The organism is Alistipes montrealensis, from assembly GCF_018362775.1.
In the GTDB taxonomy this organism is placed as follows: domain Bacteria; phylum Bacteroidota; class Bacteroidia; order Bacteroidales; family Rikenellaceae; genus Alistipes; species Alistipes montrealensis.
Genome location: NZ_JAGYXY010000009.1, coordinates 14,368 through 32,082 on the forward strand (window position 1 = coordinate 14,368; position 17,715 = coordinate 32,082).

The window sequence follows — 17,715 nt, forward strand, 5'->3', positions numbered from 1 at the left end:
GTATATCTATGAAAACGATCATCGCATCACCCCGTGCGCCTAAAGCCGTGGGTCCCTATTCGCAGGCTGTCGAGGCCGGCGGCGCGCTTTATGTCTCGGGACAGCTCCCGATCGACGCTGCGACGGGCGCAATGGCCGACGGCGTCGAGGCTCAGACACGCCAGTCGCTTACGAACCTCGGGCACATCCTCCGCGAAGCCGGGTATGACTATTCCGACGTGGTGAAAACCACGGTCCTGCTGAAGTCGATCGGCGATTTTGCCGCCATGAATGCCGTCTACGCCAGTTTTTTTACAGGCGGAATGCCGGCGCGCGTGTGCTATGAGGTCGCAGCGCTTCCGATGGGGGCGTTGGTCGAAATCGATGCTGTCGCGGCAAAGTAAACGCCGCCGTCCGGCCGAAAGCGCGCTCCGGATGCCTGAGGCGCGCTTTTGCTTTTTTTGTAGATAATTTGTGAATAAGTTTGACCCTCCGGACTGGTTTTTTAGCCGGAAAAGAGTCAATTTTGTAGAACCGGGTTTTACCCGCTGTGACGCCAAAATCTAAAATAGAAAAACAATATAGAAAATAGTTATGTCAAAAGCCACCAAAGCCGACACGCCGCAGAAAGTCAATTACAACGATGCGGTTGCCGAGTCGAAGAAGTATTTCGAGGGGGACGACCTCGCCGCCACGGTGTGGGTCAGCAAGTATGCCCTCAAGGACTCTTTCGGGAACATTTACGAGAAATCGCCGTGCGAGATGCACGAGCGTATCGCTTCCGAAATCGAACGGATCGAGAAAAAATATCCGAATCCCCTCTCCAAGGAGGATGCTTTCGCATTGCTCGATCATTTCCGGTACGTCATTCCGCAGGGCGGACCGATGACCGGCATCGGCAATAATTTCCAGGTGGCGTCGCTGTCCAACTGTTTCGTTATCGGCCATAAACATCCCGCCGACTCCTACGGCGGCATCTTCCGCATGGACGAGGAGCAGGTGCAGTTGATGAAACGCCGCGGCGGCGTGGGGCACGACCTCTCGCACATCCGCCCCACGGGCAGCCCGGTGCTGAACTCGGCCCTTACGTCGACGGGTATCGTGCCCTTCATGGAGCGTTATTCGAACTCGACGCGCGAGGTGGCGCAGGACGGACGGCGCGGCGCGCTGATGCTGTCGCTGTCGATCAAGCACCCCGATGCCGAGCGGTTCATCGACGCCAAGGTAGATACGGGCAAGGTGACGGGCGCCAACGTCTCGATCAAGATCGACGACGAATTCATGCGTGCGGCCCTCGCCGGCAAGAAGTACCACCAGCAGTTTCCGATCAAGTCGGACAATCCCAAATACGAACAGGACATCGACGCTAAGAAACTCTGGGAGAAGATCATTCACAACGCCTGGAAATCGGCTGAACCGGGTGTGCTGTTCTGGGATACGATCATCCGCGAAAGCATTCCCGACTGCTATGCCGACGATGGTTTCGTAACAGTCTCGACCAATCCCTGCGGCGAGATTCCGCTTTGTCCCTACGACTCGTGCCGCCTGCTGGCGATGAATCTGCTGAGCTATGTGGACAACCCCTTCAAGGCCGACGCGAAATTCAATTTCGACAAGTTCCGCGACCACGTGTACAAGGCGATGCACATGATGGACGACATTATCGACCTCGAACTGGAGAAGGTCGAGTTGATCATCCGCAAGATCGAGGACGACCCGGAGGATATGGACGTGCGCCGCGTGGAACTGGAACTGTGGAAGAAAATCCGCGAGATGGCGCAGAAGGGCCGCCGTACCGGCCTGGGCATTACGGCCGAGGGCGACATGCTCGCCGCACTGGGCCTGCGCTACGGTACGCAGGAGGCGACCGACTTCGCTGTCGAGGTGCAGAAGACCCTCGCCCTTGCCGCTTACGGGGCTTCGGTGAAGATGGCTGCCGAGCGCGGCGCCTTCCCGGTTTACGATGCCGCGAAGGAGGTCGATAATCCGATGATCGCCCGCATCCGCGAGGCCGATCCTGCACTCTACGAAGAGATGGTCCGCGTAGGCCGCCGCAACATCGCCATGCTGACCATCGCACCCACGGGAACAACGTCGCTCATGTCGCAAACTACGTCGGGCATCGAGCCGGTGTTCCGCACCGTTTACAAGCGCCGCCGCAAGATCAATCCTTCGGATGTCGACACCCATGTCGATTACGAGGATGAAACGGGAGAAAAGTTCCAGGAGTATAACGTCTACCACCATAATTTCGTCAAGTGGCTGGAGGCCAACGGATACGACACGTCGAAACTCGCCACGATCTCCGACGCTGAACTGGACAAGTGGGTCGCCGCATCGCCCTACCATGGTGCTACGGCCAACGACATCGACTGGGTGGCCAAGGTCAAGATGCAGGGCGCTATCCAGAAGTGGGTGGACCACTCGATTTCGGTGACGGTGAACCTGCCGAACAACGTCTCTGAGGCGCTGGTGGCCGATGTTTACCGCACAGCCTGGGAGTGCGGCTGTAAGGGTGTCACGGTCTACCGCGACGGCTGCCGCGACGGCGTGCTGCTGGAGAAGAACTCCAAGAACAAGAAAAAGTGCGAGGAGCATCCCGGCGAGGTGCAGAAGCGTCCCAAGTCGATCCCGGCCGACATCGTGCGTTTCAAAAACGGCACGGAGGACTGGATCGCCTTCGTGGGCCTTCAGGACGGCCGTCCCTACGAGGTCTTCACGGGTAAGATCGAAGAGGACGCGATGTTCATTCCCCCGAAGATCAAGAAGGGCTTCATCATCAAGGTCCGCGAGGAGGACGGCACGAAACGCTACGATTTCCAATATACCGACCGCTACGGTTATACGAACACCATCGGCGGCATCTCGCGCCTGTTCAACGAGGAGTTCTGGAACTACGCAAAACTCATCTCGGGCGTGCTGCGCCACGGAATGCCGATCGAGAAGACCGTGTCGCTGATCGAATCCCTGCACCTGGACAGCGAGTCGATCAATACCTGGAAGACGGGCGTATGCCGCGCGCTGAAACAATATATCGTCGACGGCACGAAGTCCAAGGGCAAATGCCCGAGCTGCGGACAGGAGAATATGGCCTACCAAAACGGCTGTCTGACCTGCATGGCATGCGGTTATTCCAAGTGCGGATAATGGTCTAAACAACCTGATTCGTGTTCTAAAAGGCTCCGGTGTTTAGGCATCCGGGGCTTTTTTAGCCTCAAAAGTTTGTTTTTCCTGTTTTTTTGACCGGAATTGAATGGTTTTTGTGAAAAAATGCTTACTTTTACAGCAAGTATGTAGACGTATTAAAGTATTAAAGATGTAACATTTATGAGAAAATTATTCTTGACTTTCTTGCTCGTGGCTTTCGCCTCTGCCGCATTCGCTGAAGGAACGCCTAAAAAGCCGAGCGTTGCCGGATTCGTTTCGAACGGATTCTGGGATAACTGGGAAATTTCGGCCGGTTTCGGAACCGGGACTGCCTTCTCCAACGGCAGCAATCGTGGCCCCCGCAGCGACCGCTTCGGGTTCGAGGGCAACCTGTCGCTGACGAAATGGGTGCACCCGATCGCGGGTATCCGCGCTCAGTTGCAGGGCGGATGGTTCAACAACTTCGATCCCCAGATCGGCAAGATGACGTGGCCGTACATGTTCGGACACGTGGATTTCATGCTTAATGCATCGAACTGGATCGGCGGTTACCGTGCCGACCGTGCGTGGTATGCCGTGCCGTTCGCCGGTTTCGGTTACATGGCTTCGAACTTCACCGACCGCAGCCAGCGTGAGAATGTATCCGGCTCGCGCCAGAACTTCGCGTTCACGGCAGGTCTGCTTAACAAGTTCCGCCTCTCGCCGGCGTTCGATTTCAACATCGAGCTCAAGGGCCTGCTCACCAAGTCGACGATCTGCCCCGCCCGTATGGACGGTTCCTACCTGGCCGGTCTCACCGCTACGGCAGGTATCACCTATCGCTTCAACCAGCGTGGTTGGGAGCGCGGTGTCCCGGGCTATACGGCCGATGACATTCGTGCTTTCCAGAATGCAGTGGCTGCCGGTAATACCGCTCTCGAAGCCGCTCAGGCCGAGAATGCAAACCTGAATAACAAGCTGAAGGCTGCGCAGGCCGAGGCCGCTGCCGCCAAGGCTGCTGCCGACGCTGCTGCCAAGGCTGCCGCAGAAGCCGCTGCCAGGAAGGTGAATACCCTGAACCCGACTTCGATTATCTTCTACGATTACAGCATGTCGAAACTGACGGCGAAGGAGAAGACCCGCCTCGAACTGATGGCCGACCTGATCAAGAACGGTCCGAAAGACAAGGTGTACAGCATCGAAGGCCACGCTGACCAGCAGACGGGTACTGCTGCCGGCAACAAGAAGGTTGCTGAGAACCGCGCCAAGAGCGTTTACGACTTCCTCGTAAAATGCGGTGTGAATCCCAAGCAGCTGACCTACGAAGGCAAGGGTAACGCAGCCAACATTTACGAGAACAACCAAAAGGCCAACCGCGCTGTGATTATCAAATAATCCGGCCGGGCCGTACAGGGGGGGGGCTGTAAATAGAACCTTCCCGCCATAACGAAAAAAAAGAGGCTTCCGCGTGAAGCCTCTTTTTTGTCTATATATTATAAGGTATGTTTCGGAATTTATCGGACGATAACGGCGTTGACCAGCCGGACGCCCGAACGACGGTTGATCTCCTCCTTGAGCGCCTCGCGCTGGTAGAAAAGTTCCGAACGCAGAACGCTCGACTGAATGCGTACGTAGAGAATGTGCTTTTCGAGTTTGAGCTCGGTGGTGACCTCTGCGGCCCGGTCGCCGACGATTTCGCGCCATGTGTCCGGCAGTTTGCCTTCGGCGACTTTTGCGGCGATGTAGGGGCGTTTGAAAAACTCCTCCAACAGGTCGCCCATCAACATGGTTTTGGTCCGTCTCATGACTGTTCGTTAGTTGATTCCGTTTGCGCGGCGTGTTCCGGATCGGTTGTTTCTGCTGTTTCTGCGGCGGCTTTTTCCTGCGTCACGGCCCCTTCGGCGACCGAGAAAAGGGTGTAGTCTCCGCCTGCCTTGTCCAGGATCCGCTTCAGCCGCGTCGGATTGCAGTCGGTGATGAGTATCTGTCCGAACGTATCGTTCGAAACCAGCCGGATCAGTTGTTCGACGCGCCCGGCGTCGAGCTTGTCGAACAAATCGTCCAGCAGCAGAATGGGCCGCTCGCCCTTCGCTTCGGCGACAACGGCGTATTGTGCCAGTTTGAGGGCGATCAGAAACGATTTCTGCTGCCCCTGCGAACCGTATTTGCGCAAGGGATAACCCCCGATTTTCAGTACCAGGTCGTCGCGGTGAATACCCGCTGTCGTAAATTCGTTGACAATGTCTTTCTGCCGCGCTTCGAGCAGGATCTCTTCGAACGGGCGTTCGTTCAGTTCCGATTTGTAGTGCAGTTCGACCTGCTCCCGATCGTCCGAGAGGATGCGGTAATAGGCTGCGACTTCGGGTTGCAGCCGCTCGGCGAACTCCTGCCGCCGGGCGTGAATGGCCTTGCCGTGCTCGCACAACTGCATGTCGTAAATCTGAAGCATCGTTTCGTCGGGCCGGGTTTTCAGGAGGCGGTTACGTTCGGCCAGTACGGCGTTGTAACGCATCACCGAGCCGAGGTAGGCGCGGTCCAACTGCGAAATGAAGGCGTTGAGATAGCGGCGGCGTTCGTCGGCGGCGTCGCTGATCAGTGCACTGTCGGCCGGCGATACGATCACTGCGGGGATCAGCCCCACGTGGTCCGACAGCCGTTCGTACTCCTTGCCGTTTCGCTTGAGCACCTTGCCGCCCTTGCGCGAGAAACTGCACACGACGGTTTCGTTTTTCCCCGCATCGGTCGCGTAGGCCCCTTCGACGAGGAAGAAGTCGGCTCCGTGGCGGATGCTCTGCCCGTCGGTCATCTGCAGCGACGATTTGCACATCGACAGGTAGTAGACCGCATCCACGACGTTGGTTTTGCCCGCGCCGTTGTCGCCTACCAGACAGTTGATGCCGGGGCACAGCACGAGTTCCTCCTGGGAGATGTTTTTGAAATTCAGCAGTGCGATTTTCTTCAGATACATAGGACAAAAATACAAAAAATCCGGACACGACATTGCACATTGTGAATAGTTTTGTATCTTTGCAAACTATCGTACGAATTATAAACTAATAACACAATACGTAATATGGCAAAGCAGAACGTCGCCGAACAGGAAACCCTCGGCGAAGCAATGAACAGAACGGAGCTCTTTTTCGAGAAGAACGGCCGGCTGATGTCTTACATCTTTCTCGGCCTGCTCGTTGCCGCAGCTCTCGTTTTCGGCTACCGCTCGCTGATTCTCCAGCCCCGTGCTACGAAGGCTGCCGAGATGATCGCCGAGGCACAGTCGCGTTTTGAAGCTGAAAACCCTGATTTCGAACTGGCGCTGTTGGGCGACGACAACGCCGCAGGTTTCCTCGACGTGATCGCAAAGTACGGTTCGACGCCTTCGGGCAACCTCGCCAAGCACTATGCAGGTATCTGCTACCTGCGTACGGGCGACCTGGAGAATGCCGGCAAGTACCTGGCCAAGTTCTCGCATCTGAAGGGTATTCCCGGAGAGTTGATCAACGCCCAGAACTACGGTTTGCAGGGCGACATCGCCGTCGAGCAGCAGGACTACGCCAAGGCGGTGAAGTTCTACGAGAAGGCCGTGAAGGCCGCCGACAACAACCTGACGGCTCCGATGTATCTGCGCAAGGCCGGTCTTGCGGAGCAGGCTATGGGCAATCAGCAGAAAGCCGTTGCTTACTATGAGGAGATCATGACTTCGTATCCCGCCTCGATGGAGGCCCGCGATGCGGAAAAACTGCTCGGCAGCGTAAAATAACGAAGGACGATGGCGACCAAGAATCACAACCTTTCCAAATTCGACTCACCCCTGCCTTCGGCCGCTGATATGCGGTTCGGTATCGTCGTGGCCGAGTGGAACCGCGAGGTCACCGAGGCCCTGTTGGAGGGCGCCGTGCGTACGCTGCGTGCTGCCGGATGCCCCGATATGAACATCCAGGTCAAGTATGTCCCGGGTACGTTCGAGCTTTCGCTCGGTGCGCAGTTCTTCGCGGAGTATACCGACGTGGACGCGGTAATCGCCCTCGGATGCGTTATCCAGGGTGACACGCGGCACTTCGATTTCATCTGCCAGGGCGTGACGCAGGGTATTACGCAACTGCAAATCCAGTGGAACATGCCCATTGCCTTCGGTGTGCTGACGGTCAACGACATGCAGCAGGCCCTCGACCGCTGCGGCGGCCGCCACGGCAACAAGGGCGACGAGGCCGCAGCTACGGCTGTCAACATGGTCAAGTTGCAGATCGACATGGAGGCAGCTTCTCCCGACCATGAGCCCGACCGCCGCAACATCAACTAAACTTCGGTTTTACCTTCGATAAAAAAAGCCATCCGGTAAGGATGGCTTTTTTATTGGGGTTCGGTGTATTATTCTTTAGTCTGCTTCAGGGCGATGCGCTCCGAATAGCGGCGTCCGAAACGGTCGGTGGCGACCACTTCGACAACCTGTGCCGAGGCCGAAGGACGGGCCTTGAAGAAGAAATCCGAGATGCGCAGAGACTGCGACTTGGCGATCTTCTGTCCCGCGGTTTTCAGCGAGTCGAGGTAGGCCGCGTAGTCCGGGTCGCCGATCCGGATGCGCTGCATCGAGCCGCGGTAACGGCCGTCCTCATACCAGACGACGGTCCAGTAAGGGTCCCAGTTCCAGACTTTGACGACGATGCTTCCGGGATACTCCTTTACCGTTCCGGGTTTCCAGGTCCGCAGTTGCCACGCCGAAGGAGCGTCGAGACTCTGGTATTCCCACGAGAAATCCCCGCCGCATTCGCGGAAAAGCTGGTAGCCCTTGGGCGTGCCGTCCTTGTTGATCGGATCATACCACAGGTTGCCGCAGATTTGGGCGACGTTGTGTTCCATGACTCCTTCGCGAATGTCGAAGTTCGAATTGATGTGTGTGTGTCCCGAGATGAAATGGAGCTCCTGGCCGGCAAAGGCGTCGATCAGTTTCTCGGCCGACGCCATGACCGGTTTTTCTTTCCAGTATTTGAAGATCGGGGCGTGCACGGCTATGCAGACGCGCGATCCGGCAGGCAGGCGTTCGGCATAAGTTGCCGCCCAGCGCAGTTGCAGGGAGTCGATCTGTTCTTCGTACTTCTTTTCACCGTGGTAGATAATGTCGTCGAGCACGATATAGTGGGTCCGGCCCATGTCGAACGCATAATAGGTAGGACCGAAGAACGACCGGTAGTTCTCGGTGGCTTCCCGGTCGGTATATTTCTTCAGGTTATGGTCGTGGTTGCCGATGACGCCGTAAACGGGAATTCCGAGCGATGCGAACTGCTCCTTTACGCGGGCAAACAGCTCGGGAGAATCCCAGACGATGTCGCCCAGCAGGATGGCGGCCTGCTGCACTCCCTGTGCTTTCTTGGCGGCGGTTTCGGCCTGCAGGACGGGAATGATCTCCGTACAGAGCCGCTCGAAATGCTTCTCGGTCTTGGGCTGCGGGTCGGCGATGGCCAGCAGTTCGTAAGCCTCTCCGGTCGCCGTCCACGGCCGCAGTTCAAAGTCGTAACGTTTCGTCGAAGGGGCGTAGGGCAGGTAAAACTGCGGCACACCCTGCTTCGTCGGCGCAATGTAGCCCGACGGGGTTACGAGGCTGATGAACAGCGCTTCGTCGTTGGCGTCGAGCGTAAACACGCCTTCGGCGTTGCTTTCCGTGAAGGCGTAGCCGTCCGTAACGGTGACGCCCGCCATGGGTTTCCCGTCGCATTTCACCGTGCCCTTGATCGGGCGGGCGGAAGCTGCGGCAACGAGTCCGCAGAACAGTAATAGAAGTGTAAGTCGTTTCATAAAGGTAGTTTGGGTATACGTGGCGGGCGTCAGAAGAGACCCAGGTTATCCAGGAAAATGAGCAGCAGCACCGCGGGGCAGATGTAGCGCAGCAGGAAGATGAACACCCCGTAAATACGGAACTTCAGCGTGCCGTCGTTGCTGATCTGCGCTTTGAGTATTTTCTGGTCGAGGCGCCATCCGACGAAGATGCAGGTGAAGAACCCGCCTGCGGGCAGCAGGATGTTGGCCGTGAGGAAGTCGAGCGAGTCGAAGATATTGAGCCCGAAGATGCTCCATCCGCTCAGTACGCCCAGCGACAGCGACGCTACGGCAGCCAGCGCCATGCAGGCCCCGGTCGTGGCCCATGCGGCGGCTTTGCGGCTCAGATGCCATTCTTCGTGCAGGTAGGCCGTGATGACCTCATGTAAAGAAATGGTAGAGGTGAGCGCCGCGACGACCAGCAGCAGAAAGAATACCGACGACCAGACCATGCTCAGCGGCATTGAATTGAAGATACCCGGCAGGGTGATGAAGACCAGCGACGGGCCCGACGAGGGTTCGATGCCCACGCTGAAAACCGCCGGGAAAATCACTACGCCGGCCAGTATGGCGACCAGTGTGTCGAGGATCGTGACGTTCAGCGCCGTATGGCGCAGGTTGGTGTCGGGCTTGAAGTAGGAGGCGTAGGTGACCATCGTACCGATGCCGATCGAGAGCGAGAAGAATGCCTGCCCCAGCGCCACGAGCACGGTCGAGGGACCTACCTTCGAGAAGTCGGGTTTGAAAAGGAACCGGAGTCCTTCGCCGCCGCCGGGCATCAGCAGCGAGTGGATCGACAGTGCGATGAGGATGATGAACAGCAACGGCATCAGCACTTTGGCCGAGCGTTCGATGCCTTTCTGTACCCCCATTGCGATTACGAAATGCGTGGCCAGCACGAAGAGCGAGGTGTAGACTACGGGCCGCCACGGATTCTGGATGAAGGTCTCGAAAACGCCTTTGTATTCGTCGGGGGTGGTGAGTTTCGCCAGGCTGCCCGTTACGGAGTGAACCATATATTCGGCGGTCCATCCCGAGACTACGAAGTAGAAACCCAGGATCAGGAACGCCGCGATCACGCCGTTGTAGCCCAGGAAGCTCCATTTGGGGTCGAGTGCCCGGTAGGCGCCTACCGCGTTGCGGTGCGAGGCACGCCCGACCGAAAATTCGGCCACCATGATCGGGAGTCCCAGCAGCAGGACGCAGAGGATGTAAATTACCAGGAAGGCTCCGCCGCCGTTGTCGCCGGCGACATAGGGGAACCGCCAGATGTTTCCCAGTCCCACGGAACTTCCCGCCGCGACGAGCACGGCGCTCAATTTGCCGCCCAGGGTAGCGCGGCCGTGTGAATGATGCATATCGGTCCTATTTGAAAAACACACGCGCACGCATCGCGTGCGCGTGTGTTTTATTTTTCCAGTACAACGCTCACCTTCTCCAGCTTGCCGCCGAGCGGAGGCGCCAGTTTCGAGACGGTGCATTTTACGTGCCGGACTTGCCCGAAGGAGGCGTAAACCGCTTCGATGATGTTCATTGCCACGCGTTCGATCGTGCGTTGGGTAATGCGCATCTGGAGCGAAACGACTTCGTAGACCGTAAGGTAATTGACCGCCTGTTCGACACTGTCTTCGGCAGCCACATTGCCCAATTCGGCCGTGATCTCCAGATCGACCGTAAAGCGGTTGCCGACCTTCCGTTCGAGTTCGTAACAGCCGTGCAGCGCCCGGAACTCCATGCGTTGAAGAACGATGCGGTATTCCATCCTACTCGGCGATCACGAGGTAGTAGTTCTTCTTACCTTTCTGCACGAGCAGGTATTTGCCCGCGATTAGGTCCTCTTCGCCCACCGGACGCATCGCGTCGGCGATTTTCTCCTTGTTGAGCGACACGCCGCCGCCCTGTACCATCTTGCGGCATTCGCCTTTCGAAGGGAAGATGTCGCTCTTCTCGGCGCACAGGTCGATGAACGGCAGGCCCAGTTCGGCTCGGGCGATGCGGTATTGCGGTACGCCCTCGAATACTTGCAGCAGCGTCTGCTCGTCGAGACGGTGCAAAGCCTCCGATGTAGCGCCGCCGAAGAGGATCGCCGAGGCTTCGACGGCCTTTTCATACTCCTCTTTGGAGTGAATCATCGTGGTGATCTCCTGTGCCAGCCGCTTTTGCAGCACGCGCAGGTGGGGAGCCGCTTCGTGTTCGGCGATGAGTGCGTCGATGGTCTCGCGGTCCAGCAGCGTGAAGATCTTGATGTAACGCTGGGCGTCTTCGTCGCTGACGTTGAGCCAGAACTGATAGAATTTGTAGGGCGAGGTATACCGCGGGTCGAGCCATACGTTGCCGCCTTCGGTCTTGCCGAACTTCGTGCCGTCGGCTTTGGTAATCAGCGTACAGGTGATACCGAAGGCTTCGGCTTCGGAACCCAGCTTGCGGCGGATCAGCTCCGTACCGGTGGTGATGTTGCCCCACTGGTCGGCGCCTCCCAGCTGGATTTTGCAGTTTTTCGTCTCGTAGAGGTGCAGGAAGTCATAGCCCTGGACCAACTGATAGGTAAACTCGGTGAACGACATGCCGTCGCCCTCGCCGTTGAAGCGTTTCTTTACCGAGTCCTTGGCCATCATGTAGTTGACGGTGATGCATTTGCCGATGTCGCGGATGAAATCGAGGAACGTGAATTCCTTCATCCAGTCGTAGTTGTTCACCATCTGTGCGGCGTTCGGGGCGTCCGACTCGAAGTCGAGCAGTTTCGCCAACTGGCGTTTGATCGCTTCCTGATTGTGGCGCAGGGTTTTCTCGTCGAGCAGGTTGCGCTCCTGCGACTTGCCCGAAGGGTCGCCGATCATGCCTGTTGCGCCGCCGATGAGGGCCAGCGGACGATGGCCGCACATCTGGAAGTGCTTGAGGATCATTACGCCTACCAGGTGTCCGATATGCAGCGAGTCGGCTGTGGGGTCGATGCCCAGGTAAGCCGTCGTCAGTTCTTTTTCGAGTTGTTCCTTCGCGCCGGGCATGATCGTGTGAATCATGCCGCGCCATTCGAGTTCTTCGATGAAATTCTTTGTTGCCATGTTATTTTTTCTGTTCTTTCAATTTTTTCCTTTCGGGCGCAGATCGGGGTTTTACCCCATGCGACTGTTCCGCCGCCCGTAAATTCCGCTTCTTAAGCGGGTTATTCCACTTCTAAATCCAACGCCTGGCGGAGTTCCACGATCAGCGGGTTTTTCTCCGTCATGTGTTTCACCCGGTCTTCGAGCTTGATCGGGCGGGCGGCCCGTATCTGCTCGTTGACGACGACCTCCAGTTCGATGGCTCCCGTGATGTCCGCCAGTTCGGCGATGCGCATCAGCATACCCGTCTTGCTGCGGAGAATCTCCTCGCGCAGTTCGCTCGTCGGTACGCTCAGCGAAATCGTGTTGTCCCGCACGGTCATCAGTTCGAAGGCCGGGACGAACCGCGGACGCCGCTCCTTCATGAGGTTCAGGATCTTATCCCGGGCGTGCACCAGTTTCCGTTCGCACTCAGGGTCGATCGCCACGGCTTCCGGCTCGGACAATTCGTCCTCGGAGGACTCTTCGTCCGCATCACCGCCCGCCGAGGCGAGCAGTTCCGAAAGGGAGGTTCCCGAGATCAGCGGTCGCCGGGCAGGCTGGGGCGCAGGTTTCGGCGCCGCGGGCTGTGCCGGCGCCGTTTCCACCCGGGGCTCTGCCACAGGGGGCGGGGTAGCGGGTGCGGGAACCGGTTGCACGACAGGCTCGGGCTCAACCGCCGCAGGTTGCTGCGGTACGGCCGGAGCAGGCGCTGCTACTGCGACGGGTTCGACTGCCGGGGCTGTCTGCGGTTGTGCCGTGGGCACGGGGGCCGCAGGTGCTGCCGGAGCGGTCGCTGCCGCCGTACGGGGTGTCAGGCTGGGAAGCGGATACTCCCCGGGGGATGTCAGGGTGTCATTTTTTTTTTGGCCGAGCCCCGCGATTTTCATCAGGCCCAGCTCGACAAGCAACCGCTGGTTCGACGATTGCCGGATCTTCCCGTCGAGCTCCGTCAGTACGGAGATGGCTCCGAACAGGAACTCGACACTGCAGGCGCCCGCCTGCGTCCGGTATCGTTCGAGCAGTGTTCCGGTCATTTCGATCAGCCGCAGCGTTTCGGGACGCTTGGCCATCAGAAGGTCCCTCATGTGGCGGTTCATGCCCGCCATGAAGGTCTGGCCCGAGAATCCCTTCGACAATACGGTGTCGAAGGTAACGAGTACGTCGACGTAGTTGCCCGCGAGGAGCATCTCCGTGACGCCGAAATAAGTGTCGTAGTCCAGGACGTTCAGCGTCTGGGCTACATTGCGGTAGTCGAGCGCCATGCCGCAGAACGATACGGCTTTGTCGAACATCGACAAAGCGTCGCGCATACCGCCGTCGGCTTTCTGGGCAATCAGGTTCAACGACTCTTCATCGGCCGTGATGCCCTCCTGCGAGGCGATGTATTTGAGGTATTCGACGGAATCCTCGACGCGGATGCGGTTGAAGTCGTAAATCTGGCAGCGCGAGAGGATGGTCGGGATAATCTTGTGTTTTTCGGTGGTCGCCAGGATGAAAATGGCGTGTGCGGGAGGCTCTTCGAGCGTCTTGAGGAAGGCGTTGAAGGCCGCCGCCGAGAGCATGTGGACCTCGTCGATGATGAATACCGAGTAACGGCCCACCTGCGGAATGATGCGCACCTGTTCGATCAGCGTGCGGATATCTTCCACCGAGTTGTTCGACGCGGCGTCCAGTTCGTGGATGTTGAGCGACCGTCCTTCGTTGAACGAGCGGCACGATTCGCACTCGTTGCATGCTTCGGCGCCGTTGGGCGCAAGGCAGTTGATAGCTTTGGCGAAGATGCGGGCGCAGGTGGTTTTGCCTACGCCGCGGGGACCGCAGAAGAGGTAGGCGTGGGCCAACTGGCCGCGCTCGATGGCGTTCTGGAGCGTCGAGGTGATATGTTTCTGCCCGACGACCGATCGAAAGGTCGCGGGGCGGTATTTGCGTGCGCTGACGATGAAATCACTCATAGTAGCGCAAAGATACGAAAATTAAGAATAATTTGAGCCGGCGGGGACGAAAAAAGCGGAAACCGAAACCGGTTCCCGCTTTTTACAATTCGATGCCGGAGTCTTACTCGTCCATTTCGACCGTACCGTCGGCGAAAGCCTTGAAATCTACCTGGTAGTACTGGAGCGACTTTTTGCCGGCGCTTTCGACGTACTCCTTGCCCGGTTCGATGACGTTGATCTCGAATTCGCAACTGATCTCGCCGAGTTTTTTGTCCCGGTCGAGGAACGAGCTGCCCGAAGTGACCGCTTCGGCGATCGTATAGGAGCCGATGCTGCGGAATTCGTACTCCTCGGGAATCGAGGCCTTGGCTGCGTCGTACTGTTTCTGGATAGTCTCGGCGTTGATCATCTCGGGGGTAATACCCTTGATCTCGTCGAACTTCCGGTCTTTGACACCGCTGCCGGAGGCGTCGCGCAGGTCGGTGACCGTTCCGGCGGTCTGTCCGCCGAGGATCAGGCTTTGCGTGAAGCAGCCATTGGATTTGTTGATCATCTCCAGGTGGACGGAGAACAGATCGTTTTCGAGGCTTTCACCCTCCATCCAATAGATTTTGTAAATTTTCCACTCTTTGAAGTCGATGTTCTTCTTGATGGCGTCGGCAACTTTGGTCGTTGCTTCGATGGTGTCCATCTTGGTGGGAGTGAATGCTGATTTGAGCGAATCACACGAGGTGGCGGCTAACGCAACTGCCGCGATCAGCAGGGAAAAACGAGTTTTTTTCATGGTTTTATGGGTTTTGAATGATTTGGCGACAATGAATCGTACGAAGCGGCATAGAGCCTGTTTTTATGTTAGTATTGACTGCTGTTTGCCTAAAAGACGCTTATCGGCTGCGAAGGTAGAAAAATTTGGCTGTCGTAGATGCGCGCAGGACGTTCTTGTCCCCCTGTTGTATGCCCTGTATGGCCTTTTGGACGGTATTTGATAGGTAGAATGTCCCCCTCCCGAATTCCCGGAATCCGGTTGTGCGGCTGACAGTTTGGCGGAATCTGGCGGTCAATATGTGACAAAAGATGACACAATGGCTGAAAATGCAGACTGGCAGGGGTTTTGCGGAAGTTGGGTATACAACAAGAAAATTCTAAAAACACATACTTATGAACATTAACACGTTAACCATTAAAGCGCAGGAGGCGCTGCAAGCAGCGCTCAACCTGGCGCGGGAGCGGGGACAGCAGGCTGTCGAACCGCTTCACCTGCTCGCGGTGCTGATCCGCGAGGACGATTCGCTTTCGACGTTCCTTCTGGGGCGTGTGGGCGTGAATGTACGCGGGCTGCGCGACGAAGCCGAGCGGGCCGTGGGTTCGCTGCCGCGCGTCGAAGGAAGCGGCGAGCAGTTCTTTGCGCAGGATACCTCGAAGGTAATCCAGCGTGCCGTCGATTTTACGAAGAACTTCGGTGACAAATACGCTTCGGTCGAACACCTGCTGCTGGGCCTTGTGGCCGAGCGCGGACAGTCCGCCGATATCCTCAAGCGCAACGGTGCGACGGAGAAGGAACTGATCGAGGCCATCCGTACCTTCCGCAAGGGAGCGACGGTCGATTCGCAGACTTCCGAGCAGCAGTTCGATGCCCTGGGCAAGTATGCCATCAATTTGAACGAGCAGGCCCGGAGCGGCAAACTCGATCCGGTTATCGGCCGTGACGAAGAGATTCGCCGCGTGCTGCAAATCCTTTCGCGGCGTACGAAGAACAACCCGATCCTCGTGGGCGAGGCCGGTGTCGGCAAGACCGCCATCGCCGAGGGTATCGCCCGCCGTATCATCGACGGCGACGTGCCGGAGAACCTGAAATCGAAGGTCATCTACTCGCTGGACATGGGAGCCCTTATCGCCGGCGCCAAATACCAGGGCGAATTCGAGGAGCGTCTGAAGGCGGTCGTGCAGGAGGTCGTGTCGAGCGAGGGTGAAATACTGCTCTTCATCGACGAAATCCACACGCTGGTCGGAGCCGGCAAGTCGTCGGGTGCGATGGATGCCGCAAACATCCTCAAACCGGCCCTTGCGCGCGGTGAACTGCGGACGATCGGCGCCACGACGCTCGACGAGTTTCAGAAATATTTCGAGCAGGACAAGGCCCTCGAACGCCGTTTCCAGAAGGTGATGGTCGACGAACCTTCGCAGGAGGATGCTATTTCGATTCTCCGCGGCCTGAAAGAGCGTTACGAGAACCACCACCAGGTGCGGATCAAGGACGAGGCTATCGTGGCGGCCGTCGAACTGTCGACGCGTTACATCACGTCGCGTTTTTTGCCCGACAAGGCTATCGACCTGGTGGACGAAGCCGCTTCGCGGCTCCGGTTGGAGATGAACTCCGTGCCCGAGGAGATCGACACCCTCGACCGCCGGGTACGCCAGCTCGAAATCGAGCGCGAAGCCATCCGCCGCGAGAAGGACAAGGAGCGTGTGGCGCACCTGACCAAGGAGATCGAAGAGTTGAAGGCGCGCGACGCCGAGATGCGCGCCAAGTGGCAGGGGCAGCGCGATCTGCTCAAAAAAATCCAGGCGAATAAAGACAAAATCGAAAGCCTGAAAATCGAAGCCCAGCAGGCTGAACGCCAAGGCGACTACGGCAAGGTGGCCGAAATCCGCTACGGCAAGATTCAGGAGGCCGAGAAGGAGATCGCAGCGTTTCAGGAGGAGTACCGCCTCGCTTCGGCCAGCGGGTCGATGATCAAGGAGGAGGTTGATGCGCAGGATGTCGCCGAGGTGGTATCGCGCTGGACGGGGATTCCCGTGACGCGCATGCTGGCTTCGGAGCGTGAGAAACTGCTGCATATGGAGGACGAACTCCACAGGCGCGTCATCGGACAGGAGCAGGCCATCGCGGCTATTTCCGATGCCGTGCGCCGCTCGCGTGCCGGGCTGAACGATCCCCGCAAGCCGATCGGTTCGTTCATTTTCCTCGGTACGACGGGCGTCGGCAAGACCGAACTGGCGAAAGCCCTTGCGGAGTTCCTGTTCAACGACGACCAGATGATGACGCGTATCGACATGAGCGAATACCAGGAGCGGCATGCCGTGTCGCGGCTCGTCGGAGCGCCTCCGGGATATGTCGGTTACGACGAGGGCGGCCAGCTCACCGAGGCCGTGCGCCGCAAACCCTATTCGGTCGTGTTGCTCGACGAGATCGAGAAGGCGCATCCCGATGTCTTCAACATCCTGCTGCAGGTGTTGGACGACGGCCGCCTGACCGACAATAAGGGCCGTACGGTCGATTTCCGCAACACGATTATCATCATGACCTCGAACATGGGATCGCACGTAATACAGGAGAATTTCGCCGAGGCCTTCAACGGCAAGAAACTGCCCGAGGAGGTGGTCGAGCGAACCCGCCTGGCGGTGATCGACCTGCTGAAGCAGCAGCTCAAGCCCGAATTCCTGAACCGTATCGACGAGATCGTGATGTTCGAACCGCTGACGCACAAGGACATCGAACGCATTGTCGACATCCAGTTGGGCATCGTGCGCAAGATGCTTTCGGAGAACGGCATCCGCCTGGAATACAGCGACAAGGCACGCGAATGGATCGCCGCGGCGGGTTACGACCCGCTTTACGGAGCGCGTCCCGTGAAACGGGTCATCCAGCGTTATGTCGTGAACGACCTCTCGAAGCGGATTCTTGCGGGCGAAGTCGATCGCTCGAAGCCGATCTCGATCGACGCCGGAAAGGACGGGCTTTCGTTCTCGAACTGACGCCGTTCTGTAAAATGAAAAGGGTTCCG

14 protein-coding genes are annotated in these 17,715 nt (G+C 57.9%); 6 read left to right on the forward strand and 8 right to left on the reverse strand.

The features are described 5' to 3' along the window. The first annotated feature begins 8 nt into the window (after window positions 1–8). The 3 genes from KG007_RS13495 to KG007_RS13505 all read left to right on the forward strand — a co-directional run bounded on the left by KG007_RS13495 (window position 9) and on the right by KG007_RS13505 (window position 4,500). Complete coding sequence (locus tag KG007_RS13495) at window positions 9–383, forward strand: RidA family protein (protein ID WP_213349630.1); 375 nt, start codon at window positions 9–11, stop codon at window positions 381–383. Window positions 384–573: 190 nt separating this feature from the next. Next, complete coding sequence (locus tag KG007_RS13500) at window positions 574–3,126, forward strand: adenosylcobalamin-dependent ribonucleoside-diphosphate reductase (protein WP_213349632.1); 2,553 nt, start codon at window positions 574–576, stop codon at window positions 3,124–3,126. Between the two features lie 180 nt (window positions 3,127–3,306). Continuing rightward, on the forward strand, window positions 3,307–4,500 hold the full coding sequence (locus KG007_RS13505; protein WP_213349634.1) for an OmpA family protein: 1,194 nt from the start codon (window positions 3,307–3,309) through the stop codon (window positions 4,498–4,500). Between the two features lie 119 nt (window positions 4,501–4,619). Here the strand turns inward: KG007_RS13505 and KG007_RS13510 are convergent, their stop codons facing one another. Next, window positions 4,620–4,892: a DUF721 domain-containing protein gene (locus KG007_RS13510; RefSeq protein ID WP_195461990.1), complete on the reverse strand. Its 273-nt coding sequence runs from the start codon at window positions 4,890–4,892 to the stop codon at window positions 4,620–4,622. A 14-nt stretch (window positions 4,893–4,906) separates the two neighbouring features. Further along, entirely contained in the window at window positions 4,907–6,073 is a 1,167-nt protein-coding gene (recF, locus tag KG007_RS13515; protein WP_195461959.1) for a DNA replication/repair protein RecF, read from the reverse strand. A gap of 105 nt (window positions 6,074–6,178) precedes the next feature. Here recF and KG007_RS13520 point away from each other — a divergent pair, with 105 nt between their 5' ends. Both KG007_RS13520 and ribH read left to right on the forward strand, forming a co-directional pair. Beyond that, window positions 6,179–6,862 carry a tetratricopeptide repeat protein gene (locus KG007_RS13520; protein ID WP_213349636.1) on the forward strand — a complete coding sequence of 228 codons (684 nt, stop codon included), beginning with the start codon at window positions 6,179–6,181 and terminating at the stop codon, window positions 6,860–6,862. Between the two features lie 9 nt (window positions 6,863–6,871). Then, complete coding sequence (gene ribH / locus KG007_RS13525; protein ID WP_195461961.1) at window positions 6,872–7,402, forward strand: 6,7-dimethyl-8-ribityllumazine synthase; 531 nt, start codon at window positions 6,872–6,874, stop codon at window positions 7,400–7,402. 68 nt (window positions 7,403–7,470) lie between these two features. Here ribH and KG007_RS13530 read toward each other — a convergent pair whose 3' ends face one another. From KG007_RS13530 to KG007_RS13555, 6 genes are all read right to left on the reverse strand, one after another. After that, window positions 7,471–8,892: a calcineurin-like phosphoesterase C-terminal domain-containing protein gene (locus KG007_RS13530; protein WP_213349638.1), complete on the reverse strand. Its 1,422-nt coding sequence runs from the start codon at window positions 8,890–8,892 to the stop codon at window positions 7,471–7,473. 29 nt (window positions 8,893–8,921) lie between these two features. Beyond that, window positions 8,922–10,271, reverse strand: a complete 1,350-nt coding sequence (locus KG007_RS13535) for a sodium-dependent transporter (RefSeq protein WP_213349640.1) — start codon at window positions 10,269–10,271, stop codon at window positions 8,922–8,924. A 50-nt stretch (window positions 10,272–10,321) separates the two neighbouring features. Then, entirely contained in the window at window positions 10,322–10,675 is a 354-nt protein-coding gene (gene folB / locus KG007_RS13540; RefSeq protein WP_195461964.1) for a dihydroneopterin aldolase, read from the reverse strand. A gap of 1 nt (window position 10,676) precedes the next feature. Further along, on the reverse strand, window positions 10,677–11,975 hold the full coding sequence (gene tyrS, locus KG007_RS13545) for a tyrosine--tRNA ligase (RefSeq protein ID WP_213349642.1): 1,299 nt from the start codon (window positions 11,973–11,975) through the stop codon (window positions 10,677–10,679). Window positions 11,976–12,076: 101 nt separating this feature from the next. Further along, complete coding sequence (locus KG007_RS13550; protein WP_213349643.1) at window positions 12,077–13,948, reverse strand: DNA polymerase III subunit gamma/tau; 1,872 nt, start codon at window positions 13,946–13,948, stop codon at window positions 12,077–12,079. 103 nt (window positions 13,949–14,051) lie between these two features. Further along, window positions 14,052–14,714 carry a hypothetical protein gene (locus KG007_RS13555; RefSeq protein WP_213349645.1) on the reverse strand — a complete coding sequence of 221 codons (663 nt, stop codon included), beginning with the start codon at window positions 14,712–14,714 and terminating at the stop codon, window positions 14,052–14,054. Window positions 14,715–15,088: 374 nt separating this feature from the next. Here KG007_RS13555 and clpB point away from each other — a divergent pair, with 374 nt between their 5' ends. Next, complete coding sequence (clpB, locus tag KG007_RS13560; protein WP_213349647.1) at window positions 15,089–17,686, forward strand: ATP-dependent chaperone ClpB; 2,598 nt, start codon at window positions 15,089–15,091, stop codon at window positions 17,684–17,686. Window positions 17,687–17,715: the final 29 nt, after the last annotated feature.